The organism is Pseudoalteromonas sp. SM9913 (genome assembly GCF_000184065.1).
In the GTDB taxonomy this organism is placed as follows: Bacteria; Pseudomonadota; Gammaproteobacteria; order Enterobacterales; family Alteromonadaceae; genus Pseudoalteromonas; species Pseudoalteromonas tetraodonis.
Map to the genome: position 1 here is coordinate 2462761 of NC_014803.1, position 19975 is coordinate 2482735.

Genomic DNA, 19975 nt, shown 5'->3' on the forward strand with positions numbered 1-19975 from the left:
TTTGAGCGCTTAAAGTAATACATCGCCTATTTCAAGTTACCGATAATTGCATTATTAATTGGCGCAACCTTTTCACTAAAAATAGTATCGCGATATTCTTTAAGCCCTGTATAAATTACGCGAATTTGACCATTTTTCGGGATATTTTGATCTGCAAAAATTGGTATCGTCGCCGTTGTTGTTTTTAGCTCAGGGTAAATACTAAAATCGTTTAACATAGCGATCTTTTTCTCTGTATCCGTTCCTTTTTGCTTAAAGAAAACTTCTAACTTGCCAAAAGAGCTAAAGCCCCCCTCTCGCTTAATTTCAATCTCAAGCGCTTTTTTTTCTGGGCTATGTATAAGCTGTAAATTGCTAATATTAACATTAGGTTTTTCAGCGCCTTTTCGCAAAATAACAGGGATAGTGTAACTTAATAGTAATTTCAAATTAATACCAAGTCTTTGTTGCTGACTTTGAACTTCATTAGGGAGTGCTTTAAATGCTAAGTGAGAACGGTATTCCTGTTCTATTAAACCTTTTGGCTTTCGAATAGCAAGCTTAACAATCTGCCTTTCTCCTGGTGCTAATCTAACTTGCGATGGGCTGATCCTAACCATATTTTTAAGTGAAGATGAACTTTCTTGATCAGCCGCTAAATTAGCATACCCACCGCCAGCTAGTGCAACTTTGTCTTGCCACTCCAACCTATAAGTTTTTGCTTCATTAGAGTTATTAACAACAATAACTTTAGCAACACGTTGACGCTCATCAAAATTGATTCTTGTTGGCGAGATAAGTAAGTTTGCATAAGAATGGAAGCTAGTTAAGATAAAGCTTACTAAGATAAAAAAAGTTTTTATTATTGTCATTTAATCAACATCTCTAGTTGTCTAATAATTTAGCGTCACTTCAATTGTAGTATCAAAGATACCATCTTTATAAGTATTTCCGTCACCCGAGGTACTTAATTGCCCCCCTACTCTCAATAAAGCAGTTCCTGTGGTATCGGTTGTAATGGTCGTATTATAAATGAGTTGATTTAAAATCAGTGGCGCGCCACCAAAAATGTTATTTAGGGGCTGATCACTTACAAAGTCACTCACGTTTACCTGGATACGTGCAGGGTATCCTTCAAGCAACAATTCGGCTGCATGGCCTTTTTCAAGTAAATATATCTTATTGGTTAAGGTATTTGTGTTACTGGGCAACAAGGTCATAGAGCTAACACTTTGATTATCAATGATAACAATTTTACCAAAATTCAATTGCTCAAGCGGTGTAACTTGTGCGTATAAATCCGTAGTTAAGAAAGCTGCTAGTATGAGTAAAAATAATTTCATAAAGTAGCCTGCTTTATACAATAAAGCAGGCTTTGCCCATTAGTAATTTAATTCTAATGTAAACGTGCCACTGTATGATCCATCGATATAATCACTAGTTGCAGCAACCCCTGTTGTGGTTAATGTTGCACCAAAATTAAAAGTTGCTTCACCATTTGAATCAACCTGAATGGTCGTTGTAGCTGCGCTATTAGGCGTAGCACCGGTTAACACATAATACGTTGGAGTGCCCAAAGTAAATGCAGCAGTGCCCGCAGGTGCTGTATCAGGCGCAATCGCAGTTTCAGTCGGATTTGTAATGGTCAATGTACCAAAAGGAGAAACACCAGAAACAGAAAAAGAAGCTGGTGTACCTGCTACTAAAATTGCAATTTCAGCTGCGGTTGCATCTGTAGAAGCCGTTGTAGGAGCAGTAGCAGGGTTTGCGGCTAATACTAGTGTTGCAGTCTCCGTCCCCGTTAAATCACCTGAAGCCCTGATTGTACCAAAATCTAGTGGTGCATCATTCGTAAAGGTGAATGCGTTTTGAACTGTAACACCCGCTTGAAAAGAAGCAGTTTCTGCAGCCGCACCGAAAGAAAGAACAGTCATTGATGCAGCAAACGCTGCTTTAGTAAATATTTTGTTCATAGTTTTCCCTTAGATATAAGTTGTTAACCTTTTGTTCAGGTTAATTTAAGTATCGGCCAAAATCACTAAAAAGTTAGAAAATATTTACTTTATTTTGATTTATAATAACAGGATGCAAAAATAAGCGAAAAAAACCTTAAACATCCTCTGAAAATGCCGCTAACGTACATTTATTACCCATCTTATAAAAAAACAAACACAACTGCGCCGCCTGTTGTTGATTTTTTAGCGGGCCTGCTACAACACTATAAAAGGTACTTGATTCTTTTTGTTGCTCATTAATGCGGTATTGCAAAATACTGTTTAATTGAGGGTATTGCTCTTTTAGTCGCTCCACTTGCCTTTTGGCTCCGTTAGAAATTAAATAACGTCCAATTTGCACACCGTACATTGCTTTGTTTGTACTGGTAGTGTTATCAGCTAAAGCGGTTTCTGATGAGGGTTGTAACGATTGCTTAGAGCCATACTCAACACGTTTAACTTTCTCTTTCATCGGCTCTGGTACGGTATCAATATCTGTTTGTGCAGAAAGCGCTTGAATCAATAACGATAAGTCTTCTTCCATGGTGCTTAAGCGCGCTATTTGCTCTTTGTTGTTATCCCATTGCTCTAGGTAAGGTTTTATATCTTTTTCACGTACAAGCTTATCGCTTTGTGAATCTGAAGGCATTAGCTGGTTGCTGCAACCAGCTAATGCAAATGGTATTAATAATGTTATTAAATAAAGTTTCACTTTAGGCACCCATTACAAAAGACTAGCTATCTAAAGCTATTATGCAATAAAAGCGCCAAGTAATATTGTTTTATAACCTGATTGGTCCGTCAGTGTAGTTACTCACAAAACAGTCAACTTTATAAAATTTAAATACCTCGCAATCATCCTCTGCACTTTTAAAGTTAAAATACTCACCTAATTTTAGTCGATAATAGATTTTGTTATTAACCTTTGCTTTTTCAATATTTGTCGTGATTTTGTCCTTAAACAAAGGCGCTGCTTTTTTGTTAATTTGCTTCCATTCTTTAGCAACACTCTCTTGTGAATCGAGTGACGCAACCTGCAATGCAAATACTTTTTTGTTGGTATCAACCATTGCCACTTTTGTTAGCTTCGATGTTTGAGGGAATACTTTTTTCTTCACAATTGAGTTCGTTGCTTTCACAGGCAAACTAACAGCGTGCTTACTGTAGCTTTTTGGAGGGGCTGTAATCATTTTTGTAGGCACGCTAGCATAGCGACTACTGTGTCGCTGATTGTATGGAGCGTCCCCTTTAGAGGATTTTGCGTAGCGATTACTATACCTTTGCCTTGGTCGTTCAACTTTATCTGAGGTGCTTGCGTAATTATTACCATACTTAAGATTTGGCGGCGCCTTTGTGTTTATTACTGAGCGAGCATAACGATTGCTAACAGCCTGATTAGATTGCGCTATTGCTTTACTGTTAATAATATCTAGGTGATCAACTAAATATGTGAGCTCACGTTCTAACTTTAATAGCCGCTCTATGCCAGAGCGTGCTTGCTGCCATTGCAAGGCGGCATCTTTTAGTTGAGCAAGCTCAAGTGCAGTGATAGTTACATATTCAGGTGAATCTTTAACTTGTTCATTTAATGATGTTTTATCAGGCGATATCGTACAACCAGTACTTAATAACAACAGTAATACGACTAATAGATATCGGTGATACTTTTTGCTGTATTCACACATCGATTGTTTCTCTTTCAATAGTTTAGACCGCTCAATTAAGTCAATTTTCAATTGAATCAACAAAGCACGTTAACAACAAAACAACTTGGGTTAACATAAAGATTACAACACAATGTTAAATATGTCTGTATAAGTGCAAAAATAGTGATAATTTAAAATACTAAAAAAACTATTTTACAATCAAAAAAAGCGCCATATAGGCGCTTCTAATAATGATAAGTTTATTTAAATTAACGTTTTAATAAACGTTTTAAGCTCACCGGCGAATTCATCACGACGAAGAGCAAATTCAATGGTTGCTTTTAAATAACCAATTTTACTGCCACAATCATGGCTTCGGCCTTTCATTGCGTAGGCATCTACTTTTTCATCTTGCATAAGCATGGCTATTGCATCTGTTAGCTGAATTTCATCACCAGCACCTTGAGGGGTTTTAGCCAGTAATGGCCAAATATTTTTACTCAACACGTAACGACCAACCACAGCAAGGTTTGAAGGTGCCTCGTCAACGGGTGGTTTTTCTACCATGCTTTGAATGGGTGAGCTTTCACCTTGGTTTAACTCAACATCACCTAAATCCACAACACCAAATTTATCTACGTCATCTTTAGGGACTGGCTCAACCATAATTTGACTGTGTTTAGTTTGCTCAAAGCGAGTAATCATTTCAGCTAAGTTGTCTTTTGTTAGGTCACTTTCTACATCATCAATAATAACGTCGGGTAAAATAACCACAAAAGGTTCATTGCCAATAATAGGGGCGGCACAGTTAATAGCATGGCCTAGGCCTTTTGCTTCACCTTGACGTACATGAATAATGGTCACATCTTTAGGGCAAATAGACTGTATTTCGGCAAGTAATTGCCGCTTTACACGTTTCTCTAATGTTGCCTCTAGTTCAAAGCTGGTATCAAAATGGTTTTCAATCGAGTTTTTACTCGAATGCGTTACTAGCACTATCTCTTTAATACCAGCGGCAACCGCTTCGCTAACAACGTATTGAATGAGTGGACGGTCTACAACGGGCAGCATTTCTTTTGGAATTGCTTTAGTTGCCGGTAACATACGTGTTCCAAGGCCGGCTACGGGGATCACTGCTTTCATTATGCTCTCCTTATTTTTTAAACTGAAAATGGGTATTGAATAGCCTCGTGGCATTGATAACCAACCACCTCAAAATCATCACGTGTTACCCATGTTTCTATATCTTCGAGCGACTTAATCTCTGGGTTAATTTTTAATTGAGGAGAAGCAAATGGCTCGCGCTTTAATTGCACGTCTCGCATTAAATCTAGCTGATTTTCGTAAATGTGGGCATTGGTGATTTTATGATATGCCTTACCTGCTTTGTGGCCAGTAATTTGTGCAACCAGTGCCAATAAAACAAAACATTGAATTTGATTAAAGTTTAGCCCTAACGGTACATCACAACTTCGTTGGTACGAAGTTAAATACAGGGTATCGCCTAGTAATGAAAAGGTATGCGTATGCATGCATGGGCGCAAGCAGCCAAGCTCAAACTCACCTGGGTTGTAAAAGGTAATAATTTCGCCGCGATCATCAATGCCATTTTTTAAATTATTGATGACCTTTGCAAGTTGATCCAGTGTTGAACCATCAGGGCGTTGCCAGCCTCGTCCTTGCACGCCATAAACGCGCCCCATATCATCCTCACCTTTACGATTAGGATTATTGAGCCAGGCACTATTTTCATTGGCGTTAGCATCCCAGGTTTTACAACCTATATTGCGAAACTGCTCAGCACTGTCATAGCCTCTTAAATAACCTAATAATTCAGCAATAGCCGCTTTGTAATAGCTTTTTCGCGTAGTGATCATTGGGAACTGATTATTAGCCACATCGTATTCTAAATCAGCGTTTATAACCGTTAAACAACGTGTACCGGTACGCTTGTTTTCAATCCATTGTCCTTGGTCAACAATGCGCTGACATAATTCTAAATATTGTTTCATCTAACTTCTTCTTTTAAGCTTTTGCCGCTGTTTTTGATAGTGGTTGTTTATAGGCCCAAATAAGTAAGCCTAACCCGCCAATTATCATTGGTAACGATAGAATTTGCCCCATAGAAATGAAATCAGCAAATAGCCCCAATTGCGCATCTGGTTGGCGAAAATATTCAATACAAAATCTAAATACGCCGTAACCCAGTAAAAACAAACCCGACACACTTCCCGCAGGACGTGGACGCTTAATAAACCACAATAATATGACAAACAATACAAGCCCTTCAAAAAAAGCTTCGTAAAGTTGTGAAGGGTGGCGTGCAAGCGGGCCTCCGGTTGGAAACACCATTGCCCACGGAACATCAGTGGTACGCCCCCATAATTCGCCGTTAATAAAGTTACCTATACGCCCAGCCAGTAAACCAACAGGCACTAAAGGTGCTACAAAATCACCGACTTGTAATAACGATTTTTTACGCTTGTAAGCAAAAATAGCAATTGCAGTGATCACCCCCAGTGTTCCACCATGAAACGACATGCCACCTTGGTCTATTCTAAACAAATATAAGGGGTTTTCGATAAAATAGCTAAATTGATAAAACAGAACATAACCAATACGCCCACCTAATATAACGCCCAGCATGCCGTAAAAGAGTAAATCGCTGACTTCGTCTTTAGTCCAACCTGAACCGGACTTATTAGCTTGACGATTAGCAAACCACATCGCAAACGCAAAACCAATTAAGTACATTAATCCATACCAACGAACGCTAAGTGGCCCAATAGAAAAAATTATTGGATCAATTTGAGGAAACTCCAGTGCCATAAAAATAAACCTTTAGCTAAAAACCATTTTAATAGCGATGATAACAAGTAACATCGCGAAAACTTTCTTAATTGTATTCACAGGTAAGTAATGCGTTGCTTTGGCGCCTATTGGCGCTATAAACCATGAGGTAACAACAATCCCTAACAATGCAGGTAAATAAACAAATCCCATAAAACCATGCGCTAAGTCAGTTACTTGCCAACCGGCGCTGACATAACCAATAGAGCCAAAAAAGGCAATTACAATACCACATGCAGCAGCGCAACCAATTGCCTTTTTAATATCAACCGAAAAATAGTGCAACATAGGCACAAGTAGTGCGCCACCGCCAATCCCAATCAACCCAGATAGTGCCCCCATTATCGCACTAATACTTCCTAGCACGGGGCCTGCAGGCATCGGGTGACCTACGCTCACTTTATTACGGGCAGAAAGCACCATTCTCATAGCAATAAAAACCACACTCACCGCAAACACGGTTCGTAACATTTTCTCAGGTATAAAGCTGGCAGCAAAGCCGCTAATCAAGGCGCCAATGGCCACACCCGACATTACCCAAGGGGCAATTTTCCAAGGCACATTATCATTTTTATGATGAGCTAACGCTGAAGAAGTCGAGGTAAATAAAATAGAGGCTAAAGATGTCGCAATAGCGATAACCAATACATGATCGGCAGCGGCCACATTAAAACCCAGTAACAAGCTCGTTAGCACCGGCACAATGATTAAACCACCGCCTATGCCTAGAAGTCCTGCTAAAAAACCAACAATGCAACCTAATAACGCACAACTTGCAACTAGAAGTCCTAGTTCATACATAGTTATCTCTAATACATTTAAGAATATGTATATTTTAATTGATTATATAAACAATAACAGCTCTATCATTTAGGTGTATAAAATAAATTACCTAGCTGATGCTCTATCATAAAATTACGGGTTAAACGCAACACTTGTTTAGCATTGGGCTGTGCTAAACACTCGCTCAGTAATTGTTCCATGTCACTAACATTTAAGCGCCTAAGCACCCATTTCACTTTATTTAACGACGATAAGTTCATACTTAAACGTCTATAGCCCATGGCAATGAGTAATATTGCTCCCTCGGGATCGCCGCCAAGCTCACCACATAAACTAAAGGGCAATTCATAGTGCTCACATTCGCTGGCAATATTATTTAATACACGTAACACAGCTGGATGATAAGGATTGAATAAATCGGCCACACGGGCATTTGCTCTATCTACCGCTAATAAATACTGAGTTAAATCGTTACTACCCACTGAGCAAAAATCGACTTTTCTAGACCACTCTGGCAGCATAAATACACTTGAAGGTACCTCAAGCATAATGCCAATATCTGGCTTTTCTATTAATTGCTCAGGAAATGTTTCGCTTAACTCATAATAGGCTTGGTTATACAATGCCAGCGACTCTTCAACTTCATCAGTGCCACTGATCATAGGCAGCATTATTTTTAAATTACCTAAGCCAATATTCGCTTTGAGCATGGCTTTGAGCTGATCTAAAAAAAGCTCAGGATGATCTAGGCTAATTCTAATACCACGCCATCCTAAAAACGGGTTTTCTTCGGTAATATTAAAATAATCTAAAACTTTGTCGCCACCAATATCTAACGTTCGCATAACTACGGGGTTAGGATAATAGCTACTGAGTACTTCGCGATACCATTTTTCTTGTTCTTGTTGCGATGGAAACTGCCCTTTTTGCATAAACCACGCTTCGGTTCTGTAAAGACCAACACCATCACAAATATGGGCACTATTTTGTTGCGTATTAAGTTCAAGCCCTGCGTTGAGCAATAAACTAATATGCTCCCCGTCCAAGGTAATTGCAGGCAGTGATTGCTCTTCTAAAAAACGATTGTTGAGTAAGTTATCTTGATGTTGTAACTCGGTATACTCATCAATAAGCATTTGCGAAGGCGAAATATATAAACGCCCAGCAAAAGCATCTAAAATCATTTCTTTGTTATCAAACTGCAGTAACGGTAAATCTTCAATACCCCAAATTGCAGGCACCCCCATTGCTCGCGTTAAAATAGAGGCATGGCTATTAGCTGAACCATTAATGCTTACCACACCTGCTAAACGCTCATTTGGCACTTCGGCTAACATCGCAGGAGTTAATGTGTGAGCGATGAGGATTGTGTTTTCAGGGTAGTCTTTTATTGCATGCTCAGTGTTCACTAAGTGATGAAGCACCCGTAAGCCAATGTCTTTAACATCAACCGCACGCTCTTTAATATAAGGGTCTTGCATTTCATTAAACTGTGCAACTAAACGTTCAATCACAATTTTTAATGCACTTTTTGCACACCAACCTTCTTGTAATTGTGCCTCTACATTATGACCTAAGCTTTTAGCATCCAATAATTGCTGATACACATCAAACACCGCCAACGCCTCTTGCGGTATGGTATCGCTTAATGTCATCGATAAAGTGCTAAATTCTTTGCGCGTTGCAGCAACCGCTTGCGTGAATAAACGGCGTTGTTCATTCACATCACTATTTTTAGTAAGCTCTATGGACTTAAAATTAAGTTTAGGAATAACAACAAAGGCTTTACCAATACTAATGCCTGGCGCACTAGACACCCCTTTTAAAACCGATGTTTGATGAGACGACTCATCTTGGCGCAATACTTCTTTTATTTCGGCATGTGCAAGCTGTGAAGCTAACTGCGCTGAGAGCGTAATTAAAAACGACTCTTCATCTTGAGAAAATACTCGAGCCATTTTCTGTTGCACAACAATAACGCCTAATACCTTTTTTTGATGAACAACAGGCACAGACAAAAAAGCGTTGTAGCCTTCTTCGTTCACTTCTGGGGAGAGTTTAAAGCGAGGATGCGATTTAGCAAACGCAATGTTAATCGCCTCTTCGCGCTGAGCAACTAGCCCAACAAGTCCTTCAGTAAAGCCAATTCTAAATTTACCCACCGCATCGGGGTTTAACCCTTCGCTGGCCATTAGTACAAAGTTATCTTGACTGTAATCGGCAAAATAAATGGAGCAGCACTGGGTATTCATGGCATCTTTTACCATTTTCACAAAGCACACTAACGCATCGTCTAAATTCGCTTGTTGCGAAACAGACTCAGCTATCGATCTGAGTGTTGCCAGCATACACTGCTCCTTTTTATGTAAAACTACCTTTTGCTTCGCCAATTGTCTTTTTGTTGCTCTCGCTTATTGAAGGGCATAGCAAAAGGAGCAAACTCTTTCATAACACGTCGATAAACATCCCGTTTAAACGATACTACTTGCCTTACCGGATACCAATAACTCACCCACCGCCAATCATCAAATTCAGGATGGTGCGTTTTTAGTAAGTTTACATCTTCATCTTTACAGCGTAACTTCAGTAAAAACCATTTTTGTTTTTGCCCAATACACACCGGACTTGAGTCGCGGCGGATTAATCGTTTGGGTAATTTATAGCGTAACCAATGTTTTGAGCTTGCAACTATTTCTACATCTTCTGGTCGCAAACCTACTTCTTCGTGTAATTCACGGTACATAGTTTGTTCTGGTGTTTCACCATCATCAACACCGCCTTGGGGAAATTGCCAAGAATGTTGACCATAGCGTCTGGCCCAAAACACTTGCCCCTGATTATTGCAAATTACAATTCCGACATTGGCACGAAAACCTTCGGCATCAATCACCTTAGTGCCTCATTTGTAAGTCGATTTTTTATGATTGTTCCACATTAGCTGCAATACGGCAAATACTATTACGTACAAGCCCCGTTAACGTCCTCGGTTAAGGCAAATTAATAGCGAAATCCATTGCATGTTAATAACAAACAACACTGCCATGATAAATACATAAAAACCACACTGTTTGTGCTGGTTACTCACAGCTTGTGCATAACTTTTGTAAAACACGCTCATTTAGCAAACAAATCCACAATACAAGATCTAAAAGGTGATGTTCTCCACAGAATCTGTGGATAAACATGTTTATACATCTGTATTTATCCTTACAACATTTATAGACCTTAATTAAAACTGAACACTAAAAACAAAAAAAACAATGCAGTTCAGTTACTTAGTTAAGCTTGGCGTTTTAAAACAGTGCATAAAATTGCACCACACACGGCACGAACAAAATTCAACCAACCGCTAAAGATATCCACTAACACACTAATTTGCTATCATGGCGTTGGTATTTATTCAACTAAAATAAACAGTATGCAACCTTTAAAACCTCATTCAATCAATCAATTAATGCAACGTGTCGATGCTATTGCAGGACTCACACTAGGACAACTTGCACAGCAGTACCACTTTAAAACGCCAGATGATTTATTGCGTGAAAAAGGCTGGACAGGTCAACTGATTGAGTATGTATTAGGCGCAAGTGCTGGGTCAAAACCGCTACCCGACTTTGAGGATTTAGGCATAGAGCTCAAAACCTTGCCCATTTCATATAAAGGCAAACCGCTAGAAACTACCTTTGTGTCGGTTACCCCACTAATGAATGTAACTGGCATGACCTGGCACACAAGTAGCGTACGTAAAAAGTTGAATCATGTTTTATGGCTACCTATTTTAAGTGAGCGCGATATTGCTCCGTTTGATAGAACCATAGGCAGTGGCTTTTTGTGGCAACCCTCCCCCGCGCAAGATGCGCAATTACAGCGTGACTGGGAAGAGCAAATGGAGCTTATAGCGCTTGGTCGGGTAGATGAAATATCAGGGCATTTAGGCGACGCCATGCAAATACGGCCAAAAGCAGCTAATAGCAAAGTAGTTACCGATGCCATAGGCCCCAACGGGCAAATTATACAAACCCTGCCCCGTGGCTTTTATTTGAAAACCAGTTTTACAAAAGAGATATTAAAACAGCAGTTTCAGTTGTAATTATTTGTCGGTATTAATTTTTGCACCAAATAGATTCGCGTAACCAAAAAGGTTTTTCTCGCATCCAAAGGGTACAAATCCACTTTTCACCTAATAATACGGGTTTTCCACTATGTACTGAGTTTTTATCTACCTGATTACCAATCATATTATTAAATTTAATTACTTGTCCTTGCTTGGCTTTAACACTTACATTCCAGTCTTTAAAGGCGGTTTCTCCACCTTCAAATCCGTCATTTAAATTTATAATACGTGTTCGCCGTCTTTGACCAAAAAAATTAAGTTCTTTTTTAGCATTTTCATTTGAAGGTGTAATAAAATCATAGTGCCATTTGTATTGCTGACCTTGAGTATAACGATAAATAATCATAGGCTCAGCATATGCTAAGTCAGCATAGTCGTCTGAACATATGATGCGCTGTAATATAGCTATTAAAATATTATCGACTGGTAATTGTGTTATAAGCTGCTCATTGTCTCTGATGTCTATAACTTTTTGTCTTGTAGAGTTTTCAGCATACACCCCAGCTAAATTTAAATTATTATTAGCAAGCTTTATAATCTCCTGCGCTAATTCATTCGTTAGTTGCGTTTCTAATGTTGTCACAGGTAATGATTGTTCAGAGGATTGAATATTCAATGGCATAATTAAGCTACTCCACAACCCTATTAAATCGGTTTCAATACCCTGCTGTATAGTCTTAGGAAGGCCCGATATATGTTTTTCAAAGTTAATTGTTACTTGCGGATCAGCAGTTCGGATTGGCCAAAAGTGAGATAAAACCTTAAGAGCTTCAATTTTATGATACTTAGCTAAGCATAAAACAATGGCTAGCTCCTGAGAAGAAGTTGATGATGAAACCGCATGACATAACCAATAGTGAACAAATTCAGGAGCTGTTAGCGCAAAAGACACTATTTCTTGTTTTGGAGGAAGCGTGCCATGATATTTGGCATTTATGAGGTGAGTAACATAGTTATTTTTCATAATCATTTTATTGTTATTTTTAATACGCTCCTAAAGTAACAATAAATTTACAAACAATAAACCACCCACCTGTTATATTTGCATTTATGATTAAAAATCCCCGCATAAGCGAGGATTTTTATAATTTTAAACAAATTAAAGAATTACTGGCCTTTAACTTCTTTTAAACCATTGTACGGTGCTTTAGCGCCTAATTGCTCTTCAATACGAAGCAATTGGTTGTACTTAGCAACACGGTCTGAACGGCTTAATGAACCTGTTTTGATCTGGCCTGCAGCTGTACCAACCGCTAAATCAGCAATGGTTGCATCTTCAGTTTCACCAGAGCGATGAGAAATAACGACTGTAAAACCAGCATCTTTCGCCATTTTAATTGCCGCTAACGTTTCTGTTAGTGAACCAATTTGGTTAAATTTAATTAAGATTGAGTTAGCAATACCATTGTCGATACCACGTTTTAAAATCTTAGTATTGGTTACGAATAAGTCATCACCCACTAATTGGACTTTATCGCCCATTAGTTTAGTTTGATGAGCAAAGCCATCCCAATCAGACTCATCTAAGCCATCTTCAATTGATACAATTGGGTATTGCTCAGTTAAGTCTTTTAAGAAGTAGTTAAACTCTTCAGAGGTAAACTTTTTACCTTCACCTTTAAGGTCGTAGATATTTGCTTCTTTGTCATAAAACTCAGAGGCAGCACAATCAAGTGCAAGGGTAATATCTTTACCAAGCTCATAACCGGCATTTGCAACAGCCACTTTAATTGCTGCAAGTGCTGCTTCGTTTGATGCAAGGTTTGGTGCAAAACCGCCTTCGTCACCAACAGCTGTTGAATGACCATCTGCTTTAAGCACTTTTGCAAGGCTGTGAAATACTTCAGCACCCATACGCAATGCTTCACGGAAATTAGCAGCACCAACTGGCTGAACCATAAATTCTTGAATATCTACTGAGTTATCAGCGTGCTCACCGCCGTTGATGATGTTCATCATTGGTAGTGGCATAGAGTAAACACCTGGCGTGCCATTTAAGTCAGCAATGTGCTCGTATAGCTCTACTTTTTTAGATTGTGCAGCCGCTTTTGCGTTAGCAAGTGAAACCGCTAAAATAGCATTAGCACCTAGTTTTTCTTTATTTTCAGTACCATCTAAATCAAGCATTACTTGGTCTACATCACTTTGAGCAAGTGCATTTTGACCTTTTAAAGCCGCTGCAATTTCATTATTAATGAAACCTACCGCTTTTAATACGCCTTTACCTAAATAACGAGTTTTATCACCATCACGTAATTCTAATGCTTCGCGAGTTCCTGTAGATGCACCTGATGGTGCAGCAGCACGGCCCCATGAACCATCAGCTAAATATACCTCAGCTTCTACAGTTGGGTTACCACGCGAGTCCATAATTTCACGACCGATTACTTTTACGATTTCTGACATCTTGATTCCTCTATATTCCCAAAATGGTGAGTACGGCTAACCTAGGCCAGCCTTAGAAACAAAAAAGGCCGCGCAATATGCACAGCCTTTTTTAAATTACGAAGACGCTTTTTGGTAGGTATGAGCCGCAGCTACAAACCCTTCAAATAGCGGATGACCATCGCGTGGCGTTGAAGTGAATTCCGGGTGGAATTGCGCTGCAATAAACCAAGGGTGATCTTTATTTTCAATAATCTCTACTAGCTTTTTATCTTCAGATAAACCAGTAAAGCTTAAACCTGCTTGTTCAAGCTGTGCAACGAAGTTGTTATTAACTTCGTAACGGTGACGGTGACGTTCAACAATTTCGTCGCTGCCATACACTTCGTGTACTTTAGAGCCAGGCGTTAAATGGCATTTTTGTGCGCCTAAACGCATTGTGCCACCTAAATCAGACTTTTCATCACGTACTTCTACGTTACCCTCAGCGTCTAGCCACTCAGTGATTAAACCAACCACTGGAGCCTCTGAGTTTGCATTAAATTCCGTTGAGTTTGCATCAACTAAACCGGCAACATTTCGTGCGTATTCAATTAGCGCAACCTGCATACCTAAACAAATACCTAAGTAAGGCACTTTGTTTTCACGAGCATATTTAGCCGCTAAAATCTTACCTTCAACACCACGACCACCAAAACCACCTGGCACTAAAATAGCATCTAAGCGAGAAAGAATATCCGTTCCTTTAGTTTCTAAGTCTTGTGAATCAACGTATTGAATATTAATAGTTAAACGATTTTTTAGTCCCGCATGTTTTAATGCTTCGTTTACTGATTTGTATGCATCCGGTAATTCAATGTATTTACCAACCATACCAATTGTCACTTCACCCGTTGGGTTAGACTCTTGATACAATACTTGTTCCCACTCAGCTAAATCAGCCTCAGGCGCGTCTAAATGGAAACGACGACATACAAAGTTGTCTAACTCTTGCGACTTTAATAACGCAGGGATTTTATAAATACTGTCTACATCAGGCAGTGAAATAACGGCTTTTTCTTCAACGTTTGTGAACAATGCAATTTTTGCACGCTCGTTATTTGGCAGCTTACGATCTGAGCGACAAATAAGAATATCTGGTTGAATACCGACTGAGCGTAACTCTTTAACTGAGTGCTGAGTTGGTTTTGTTTTCACTTCACCGGCAGGGCCTAAGAATGGCACTAGCGTTAAGTGAATAAATAGCGCACGTTCACGACCAATCTCTGTGCCCATTTGACGAATAGCTTCGATAAATGGTTGTGACTCAATATCACCTACCGTACCACCAATTTCAACGATTGCTATATCATGGCCTTCTGCGCCATCATAAACACGTTGCTTAATATCATTAGTGATATGAGGAATAACCTGAATTGTTGCGCCAAGATATTCGCCACGTCTTTCACGACGTAGTACATCTTCATATACGCGCCCTTGCGTAAAGTTATTACGGCTGGTCATTTTGGTGCGAATAAAACGTTCGTAGTGACCTAAATCAAGGTCCGTTTCTGCGCCGTCTTCGGTAACGTATACTTCACCGTGTTGAATTGGGCTCATTGTGCCTGGGTCAACGTTGATGTAAGGATCCAGCTTTAAAATGGTAACATCTAAGCCACGGGCCTCTAAAATAGCGGCCAACGATGCTGCTGCAATACCTTTACCCAACGAAGAAACAACTCCGCCAGTAACGAAGATAAATTTTGTACTCATGCGAACCCTAGAATATCAGGAATTAAAAGGAATATAATACCCAAACAAGTGATTTTGGAATATAAACAAGACGGGGCGAAATTGTACCAAAACATAGCTAAGCAATCCAGCTAAAATTGGTAAATCTGTGCACAAAAAACAAACATTTTTTATGTCCCTATTTATTTAGTTTTTTTATCGCATCCCATGCTGCATCCATTTCCTCTAAAGACGCAGAATCAATACATTTACCCTGTGCAATTAAGTAGTTTTGTACCTTTTCAAACCGTGCAGAAAACTTATCGTTGGCACTGCGAAGCAGTTGTTCGGGGTCGCGTTTAACATGGCGCGCTACATTAACAGTAGCAAACAGCAAATCACCTAGCTCTTCTGCTGTATGATCTGAGTATGGGTCATGAGCTAAGGCTTCTTTCACTTCTTCAACCTCTTCACTCACTTTATCAATAGCACCGTGATAAGTCGGCCAATCAAACCCTAACGCAGCGACCCGTTGCTGAATTTTTTTAGCTTTTGTTAAGCTAGGTAAACTGTTTGGTATATCTTGCCAAAGTACTGAGCTTTGGCCTTGGAGTTTAGCCGCACGCTCTTGTGCTTTTATTGCTTGCCACTGCGCAGCTAATTCGGCATCGGTTTTAGGTGTGTCTTGCGCTGAAAATACATGCGGATGACGACGCACCAACTTTTCATTTAACTGTGCCACTACATCGTTAAAATTAAATAATTGCTGCTCTTGTGCTAGTTGCGCATAAAACACGATTTGAAAAAGTAAGTCGCCTAACTCATTTTTTAAATCGCTTAAATTATTCGTTTCAATACAATCAGCCACTTCATAGGCTTCTTCAAGAGTATGCGGCACGATTGACGCAAACGTTTGCTTGAGATCCCAAGGGCATCCGCCCTCAGGGTTTCTCAGTGTTTGCATTATTTCCAGCAGTTGGCTTATAGCCTCATTATTAGCCTGATTACTGCCCTCGTTTTGCACTGTGCACCCCTTCTATCTGGTGTAACTTAGAAAGCACTTTATTTGTGCCTTGTAAGTCATGCACTTCTATTTGCATCACAAAAATAGCCGTTTGAGTGCTATCAACCGTGTTGACATTCATATTGAGCACATTGACTTTTTCATTCGCCAAAGCAGAACTAATATCACGAATTAAACCAGACCGATCGCTGGCTTCAATACGAATAGTTAACGCGTAGGAGCTGCTAATATCATCTGACCAACTTACTGAAATAACGCGCTCTGGGTGCTTGTTTTTTAAATTACTAAACGAGTCACAATCCTCACGATGCACGGCAATGCCACGGCCTTGGGTAATATACCCAATAATTTCATCCCCAGGTACAGGGCGGCAACAGCGAGCAACATGGCTCATTAAACTGCCTACTCCATCAACCACAATACCGTTTTTATCGCCAGTCACTTTACTGGGCGATTTAAAGCGAATAACCGGCTCGTGCTCCGTTCTATCGGTAATAAAGTTGAGCATTTGGTTAAGGCGAATATCGCCTGCACCAATGGCGACCATTAAGTCATCAAGCTCTCTAAAGTTAAAGCGCTTTATCGCTGGGTCTAAATCTTTGTAAGTTAACTCTAACTTTTGTAATTCGTTATCAAGGATTTCTTTACCCGCGCTTAAATTTTTATCGCGGTCGAGCTGTTTAAACCAATGGTGGATTTTGGCTCTAGCGCGAGAAGACTTAATGTAACCTAACGACGGATTTAGCCAATCACGACTTGGATTTGGCTGCTTTTGGGTCAGTATTTCAACCTGATCGCCGGTACTTAATTGATGAGTAAACGGCACTATTTTGCCAAATATTTTTGCACCAATACACCGATGCCCTACATTGGAGTGAATGTAGTAAGCAAAATCAAGAGGCGTTGCCCCTAGCGGTAAGTCAAAAATATCTCCACGTGGAGTAAACACATAGACGCGGTCTTCAACCACTTGGTTTTTAAGCTCTTGCGCTAAATCGCTGCCATCAACCACTTCTTCTTGCCATTGCAGTAACTTACGCAACCAGCTAATTTTTTGCTCATAGCCTGAACCACGCCCTGGTAACGCACCTTCTTTGTACATCCAATGTGCGGCAACGCCCAGCTCTGCATCTTGATGCATGTCGTGCGTTCGGATCTGAATCTCAACAGTTTTACCTTCGGGGCCAAATACTACGGTATGAATAGATTGATAGCCATTTTGTTTTGGGGTCGCAACGTAATCGTCAAATTCTTTATTTAAATGGCGCCAATTAGTGTGCACTATGCCTAGGGCACCGTAGCAATCTTGCAGGCGCTCAACCACAATTCGCATCGCGCGTATGTCAAACAGCTGATCAAACTCGTAGTTCTTTTTCGCCATTTTTTTATAAATGCTGTAGATATGTTTTGGCCTGCCGTATACCTCGGCTTTAATACCCGCTTCATGTAGGCGCTGTTTTACTTGCTCAACCATATCAGCCATATACGCTTCACGGGCAAGGCGCTTATCATCAAGTTGTTTAGCTATATTTTTATAAATATCTGGGTGTAAATAGCGAAAAGCTAAATCCTCTAGCTCCCACTTTAATTGGCCAATACCAAGGCGATTAGCAAGCGGTGCAAATATATCCGCAGTCTCTTTGGCTGCAATCACTCGTTCTTCTTCAGCGGCGTCTTTTACGTTGCGTAAATGGCACACCTGTTCGGCTAATTTAATCACCACGGCACGCACATCTTCCACCATAGCAAGCAACATACGGCGAATATTATCGACCTGCACGGTACCATTGCCTTGATGAGCTAACGTACTTATGGTGGCCATTTGCGACACACCCGTTAATAACACCGCAACATGATTTCCTAAATGCTCTTCGACAGCGTCAATGCTCACTACATCATTTAAATAATAAGGGGTTAAATAGGCGGTGGCTAACGAGTCAGCATCTAAATTTAGCTCAACCAAAATCTCCACCATCTCTATGGCGGTATTTTGGCGTTCGCTGTTATCACAAGTTTGGCAAAGTTGCTGCGCTTTATTGAGTAAGCTAATTTTTTCCTGAGACAAATCAAGAGATTCTACGCGTGAAAAAAAATCACCCGCTTTGTCATGTTGATGAGATTGACGTGTCGCTACCATAATGCGCTTTACCTCCGTTGAAATAACGCCATAGTTTCGATATGCCCCGTATGAGGGAACATATTCATTAGCCCTATTTTATTAAGTTCAAAGCCGGCTTGCGAAATAATAGCGCTGTCACGGGCTAAAGTAACAGGGTCGCAAGAGACATATAAAATCGCTTTAAACTGCGTTAATGGAAGCTGCTCTAAAACTGCCATAGCACCAGTGCGAGAGGGGTCGAGTACTAAAATATCTAACTCTTTATTAAACCACGGCGCTTTTTTAATACTCGTGGTTAAATCAAAACAATGAAATTGAGTATTTGTAATAGAGTTAGTGTGCGCATTTTGCGTCGCTAATGCAACCGCCGAAGTAACGCCTTCAATTCCTGTTACTGTTTTAGCCTGCTTTGCTAACACTAAAGAGAAGTTACCAATACCACAAAATAAATCCAGTACATTTTCATCACCTTGTAATGCTAACCAGCTCACCGCTTGAATTAACATTGCCTGATTTACACTCGCATTGACCTGAATAAAGTTATTTAGTCCAAATTCAAATTTTATATCTAACTGATCAAGCTTATAAAATGGCATCGCTAAATGGGCATGATCAATGGTATCGCTATCACTTTGCCACACTAATTGCCAATGATATGCCGAGACACTTTGCTCAACAAACGCTTTATCTGTGGGCGAAATGGCTTTTGTATGACGAATAACAATAAAGTGTTGCTCATCTGCAGCGCATAACTGCAAATGACTTATACTGTGCAGCGCCTTATTATGATTAATTATGTTATCAAATACGTTAAATACCTCTGCAAATACGTCACTTAATACTGGGCAATGATTAATGCTAACAATACTTTTAGAGCCACGTGCTCTATAGCCTACCCGCATTTTTTTTGCTGCTTTGTCGAACATTACGGCAATGCGGGCACTACGTCGGTAATGCGTTGCTTGGCTTAGCAGCGGAGTTTGCCAGTTTAAATCGGTTAATTTTGCAAATTTGGCAAATAATTGATTTACTGCTGCTTGCTTTTCAACGACTTGTTGTGTGGCATCTAAATGCTGTAACTGACAACCACCGCATTGGCTGTAGTGTTCACAAATGGGTGTAGTGCGATATTCACTGGCTTTGAGTATTTTAAGCGTGTCAGCTTGGCTGTAACGTGCTTTATCATCAACTAACTTGGCTTTTACTCGCTCACCAGGTAATGCCCCACTGACAAAACACACTTTATTATTATGCTTAGCAATACCACGTCCGTGGTGATCCATTGCCGTTATATCAAGTTCAAGTGATTGCTGTTGAAGTGGTTTTTTATTTGCTTTAAATATTTGTGCCATTAGGCATTACCTTAAAAGG

At 39.9% G+C, this 19975-nt stretch carries 18 protein-coding genes; 1 reads left to right on the forward strand and 17 read right to left on the reverse strand.

All coding sequences use genetic code 11. The annotated features are described in order from the left end of the window. Positions 1 to 26: 26 nt before the first annotated feature. From PSM_RS11305 to rppH, 11 genes are all read right to left on the reverse strand, one after another. Positions 27 to 851: a fimbrial biogenesis chaperone gene (locus PSM_RS11305; protein ID WP_013465610.1), complete on the reverse strand. Its 825-nt coding sequence runs from the start codon at positions 849 to 851 to the stop codon at positions 27 to 29. 21 nt (positions 852 to 872) lie between these two features. Then, a complete protein-coding gene (locus PSM_RS11310) occupies positions 873 to 1322 on the reverse strand; it encodes a DUF4402 domain-containing protein (RefSeq protein WP_013465611.1) in 450 nt (149 codons plus the stop codon). Positions 1323 to 1361: 39 nt separating this feature from the next. Then, entirely contained in the window at positions 1362 to 1952 is a 591-nt protein-coding gene (locus tag PSM_RS11315) for a DUF4402 domain-containing protein (RefSeq protein ID WP_013465612.1), read from the reverse strand. Between the two features lie 136 nt (positions 1953 to 2088). After that, positions 2089 to 2685: an SPOR domain-containing protein gene (locus PSM_RS11320; protein WP_013465613.1), complete on the reverse strand. Its 597-nt coding sequence runs from the start codon at positions 2683 to 2685 to the stop codon at positions 2089 to 2091. Positions 2686 to 2755: 70 nt separating this feature from the next. Next, positions 2756 to 3607, reverse strand: coding sequence for an SPOR domain-containing protein (locus PSM_RS11325; RefSeq protein ID WP_171046541.1), 852 nt, complete (start codon positions 3605 to 3607; stop codon positions 2756 to 2758). Between the two features lie 276 nt (positions 3608 to 3883). After that, positions 3884 to 4762, reverse strand: coding sequence for a UTP--glucose-1-phosphate uridylyltransferase GalU (gene galU / locus PSM_RS11330; protein ID WP_013465615.1), 879 nt, complete (start codon positions 4760 to 4762; stop codon positions 3884 to 3886). A gap of 17 nt (positions 4763 to 4779) precedes the next feature. After that, a complete protein-coding gene (locus PSM_RS11335) occupies positions 4780 to 5631 on the reverse strand; it encodes a thymidylate synthase (RefSeq protein ID WP_013465616.1) in 852 nt (283 codons plus the stop codon). A 13-nt stretch (positions 5632 to 5644) separates the two neighbouring features. Next, entirely contained in the window at positions 5645 to 6448 is an 804-nt protein-coding gene (gene lgt, locus PSM_RS11340) for a prolipoprotein diacylglyceryl transferase (protein ID WP_013465617.1), read from the reverse strand. 12 nt (positions 6449 to 6460) lie between these two features. After that, positions 6461 to 7270 carry a sulfite exporter TauE/SafE family protein gene (locus tag PSM_RS11345; protein WP_013465618.1) on the reverse strand — a complete coding sequence of 270 codons (810 nt, stop codon included), beginning with the start codon at positions 7268 to 7270 and terminating at the stop codon, positions 6461 to 6463. Positions 7271 to 7335: 65 nt separating this feature from the next. Beyond that, a complete protein-coding gene (gene ptsP / locus PSM_RS11350; protein ID WP_013465619.1) occupies positions 7336 to 9600 on the reverse strand; it encodes a phosphoenolpyruvate--protein phosphotransferase in 2265 nt (754 codons plus the stop codon). A 23-nt stretch (positions 9601 to 9623) separates the two neighbouring features. Continuing rightward, complete coding sequence (gene rppH / locus PSM_RS11355; protein WP_013465620.1) at positions 9624 to 10142, reverse strand: RNA pyrophosphohydrolase; 519 nt, start codon at positions 10140 to 10142, stop codon at positions 9624 to 9626. A 528-nt stretch (positions 10143 to 10670) separates the two neighbouring features. Here rppH and mutH point away from each other — a divergent pair. Then, positions 10671 to 11342 (forward strand): DNA mismatch repair endonuclease MutH, encoded by a 672-nt coding sequence (gene mutH / locus PSM_RS11360; protein ID WP_013465622.1) that lies wholly within the window; start codon positions 10671 to 10673, stop codon positions 11340 to 11342. 13 nt (positions 11343 to 11355) lie between these two features. Here the strand turns inward: mutH and PSM_RS11365 are convergent, their stop codons facing one another. From PSM_RS11365 to rlmD, 6 genes are all read right to left on the reverse strand, one after another. Further along, positions 11356 to 12330, reverse strand: a complete 975-nt coding sequence (locus PSM_RS11365; protein ID WP_013465623.1) for a prolyl hydroxylase family protein — start codon at positions 12328 to 12330, stop codon at positions 11356 to 11358. A gap of 143 nt (positions 12331 to 12473) precedes the next feature. Continuing rightward, positions 12474 to 13772 (reverse strand): phosphopyruvate hydratase, encoded by a 1299-nt coding sequence (gene eno / locus PSM_RS11370; protein WP_013465624.1) that lies wholly within the window; start codon positions 13770 to 13772, stop codon positions 12474 to 12476. Positions 13773 to 13868: 96 nt separating this feature from the next. Then, positions 13869 to 15503, reverse strand: a complete 1635-nt coding sequence (locus tag PSM_RS11375; RefSeq protein WP_013465625.1) for a CTP synthase — start codon at positions 15501 to 15503, stop codon at positions 13869 to 13871. A gap of 157 nt (positions 15504 to 15660) precedes the next feature. Beyond that, positions 15661 to 16485 (reverse strand): nucleoside triphosphate pyrophosphohydrolase, encoded by an 825-nt coding sequence (mazG, locus tag PSM_RS11380; protein WP_013465626.1) that lies wholly within the window; start codon positions 16483 to 16485, stop codon positions 15661 to 15663. Further along, positions 16466 to 18622 carry a GTP diphosphokinase gene (gene relA / locus PSM_RS11385; RefSeq protein WP_013465627.1) on the reverse strand — a complete coding sequence of 719 codons (2157 nt, stop codon included), beginning with the start codon at positions 18620 to 18622 and terminating at the stop codon, positions 16466 to 16468. Before relA ends, mazG begins: the two co-directional genes overlap by 20 nt. A gap of 8 nt (positions 18623 to 18630) precedes the next feature. Beyond that, complete coding sequence (gene rlmD / locus PSM_RS11390) at positions 18631 to 19956, reverse strand: 23S rRNA (uracil(1939)-C(5))-methyltransferase RlmD (RefSeq protein ID WP_013465628.1); 1326 nt, start codon at positions 19954 to 19956, stop codon at positions 18631 to 18633. Positions 19957 to 19975 lie beyond the last annotated feature (19 nt).

Bases quoted from the DNA above. Each gene is read 5' to 3' on its own strand.
- eno (WP_013465624.1), bottom strand. From the start codon at position 13,772: ATGTCAGAAATCGTAAAAGTAATCGGTCGTGAAATTATGGACTCGCGT.
- PSM_RS11335 (WP_013465616.1), bottom strand. From the start codon at position 5,631: ATGAAACAATATTTAGAATTATGTCAGCGCATTGTTGACCAAGGACAA.
- ptsP (WP_013465619.1), bottom strand. From the start codon at position 9,600: ATGCTGGCAACACTCAGATCGATAGCTGAGTCTGTTTCGCAACAAGCG.
- galU (WP_013465615.1), bottom strand. From the start codon at position 4,762: ATGAAAGCAGTGATCCCCGTAGCCGGCCTTGGAACACGTATGTTACCG.
- PSM_RS11365 (WP_013465623.1), bottom strand. From the start codon at position 12,330: ATGAAAAATAACTATGTTACTCACCTCATAAATGCCAAATATCATGGC.
- PSM_RS11310 (WP_013465611.1), bottom strand. From the start codon at position 1,322: ATGAAATTATTTTTACTCATACTAGCAGCTTTCTTAACTACGGATTTA.
- PSM_RS11305 (WP_013465610.1), bottom strand. From the start codon at position 851: ATGACAATAATAAAAACTTTTTTTATCTTAGTAAGCTTTATCTTAACT.
- PSM_RS11375 (WP_013465625.1), bottom strand. From the start codon at position 15,503: ATGAGTACAAAATTTATCTTCGTTACTGGCGGAGTTGTTTCTTCGTTG.
- mutH (WP_013465622.1), top strand. From the start codon at position 10,671: ATGCAACCTTTAAAACCTCATTCAATCAATCAATTAATGCAACGTGTC.
- lgt (WP_013465617.1), bottom strand. From the start codon at position 6,448: ATGGCACTGGAGTTTCCTCAAATTGATCCAATAATTTTTTCTATTGGG.
- relA (WP_013465627.1), bottom strand. From the start codon at position 18,622: ATGGTAGCGACACGTCAATCTCATCAACATGACAAAGCGGGTGATTTT.
- rlmD (WP_013465628.1), bottom strand. From the start codon at position 19,956: ATGGCACAAATATTTAAAGCAAATAAAAAACCACTTCAACAGCAATCA.
- PSM_RS11345 (WP_013465618.1), bottom strand. From the start codon at position 7,270: ATGTATGAACTAGGACTTCTAGTTGCAAGTTGTGCGTTATTAGGTTGC.
- PSM_RS11315 (WP_013465612.1), bottom strand. From the start codon at position 1,952: ATGAACAAAATATTTACTAAAGCAGCGTTTGCTGCATCAATGACTGTT.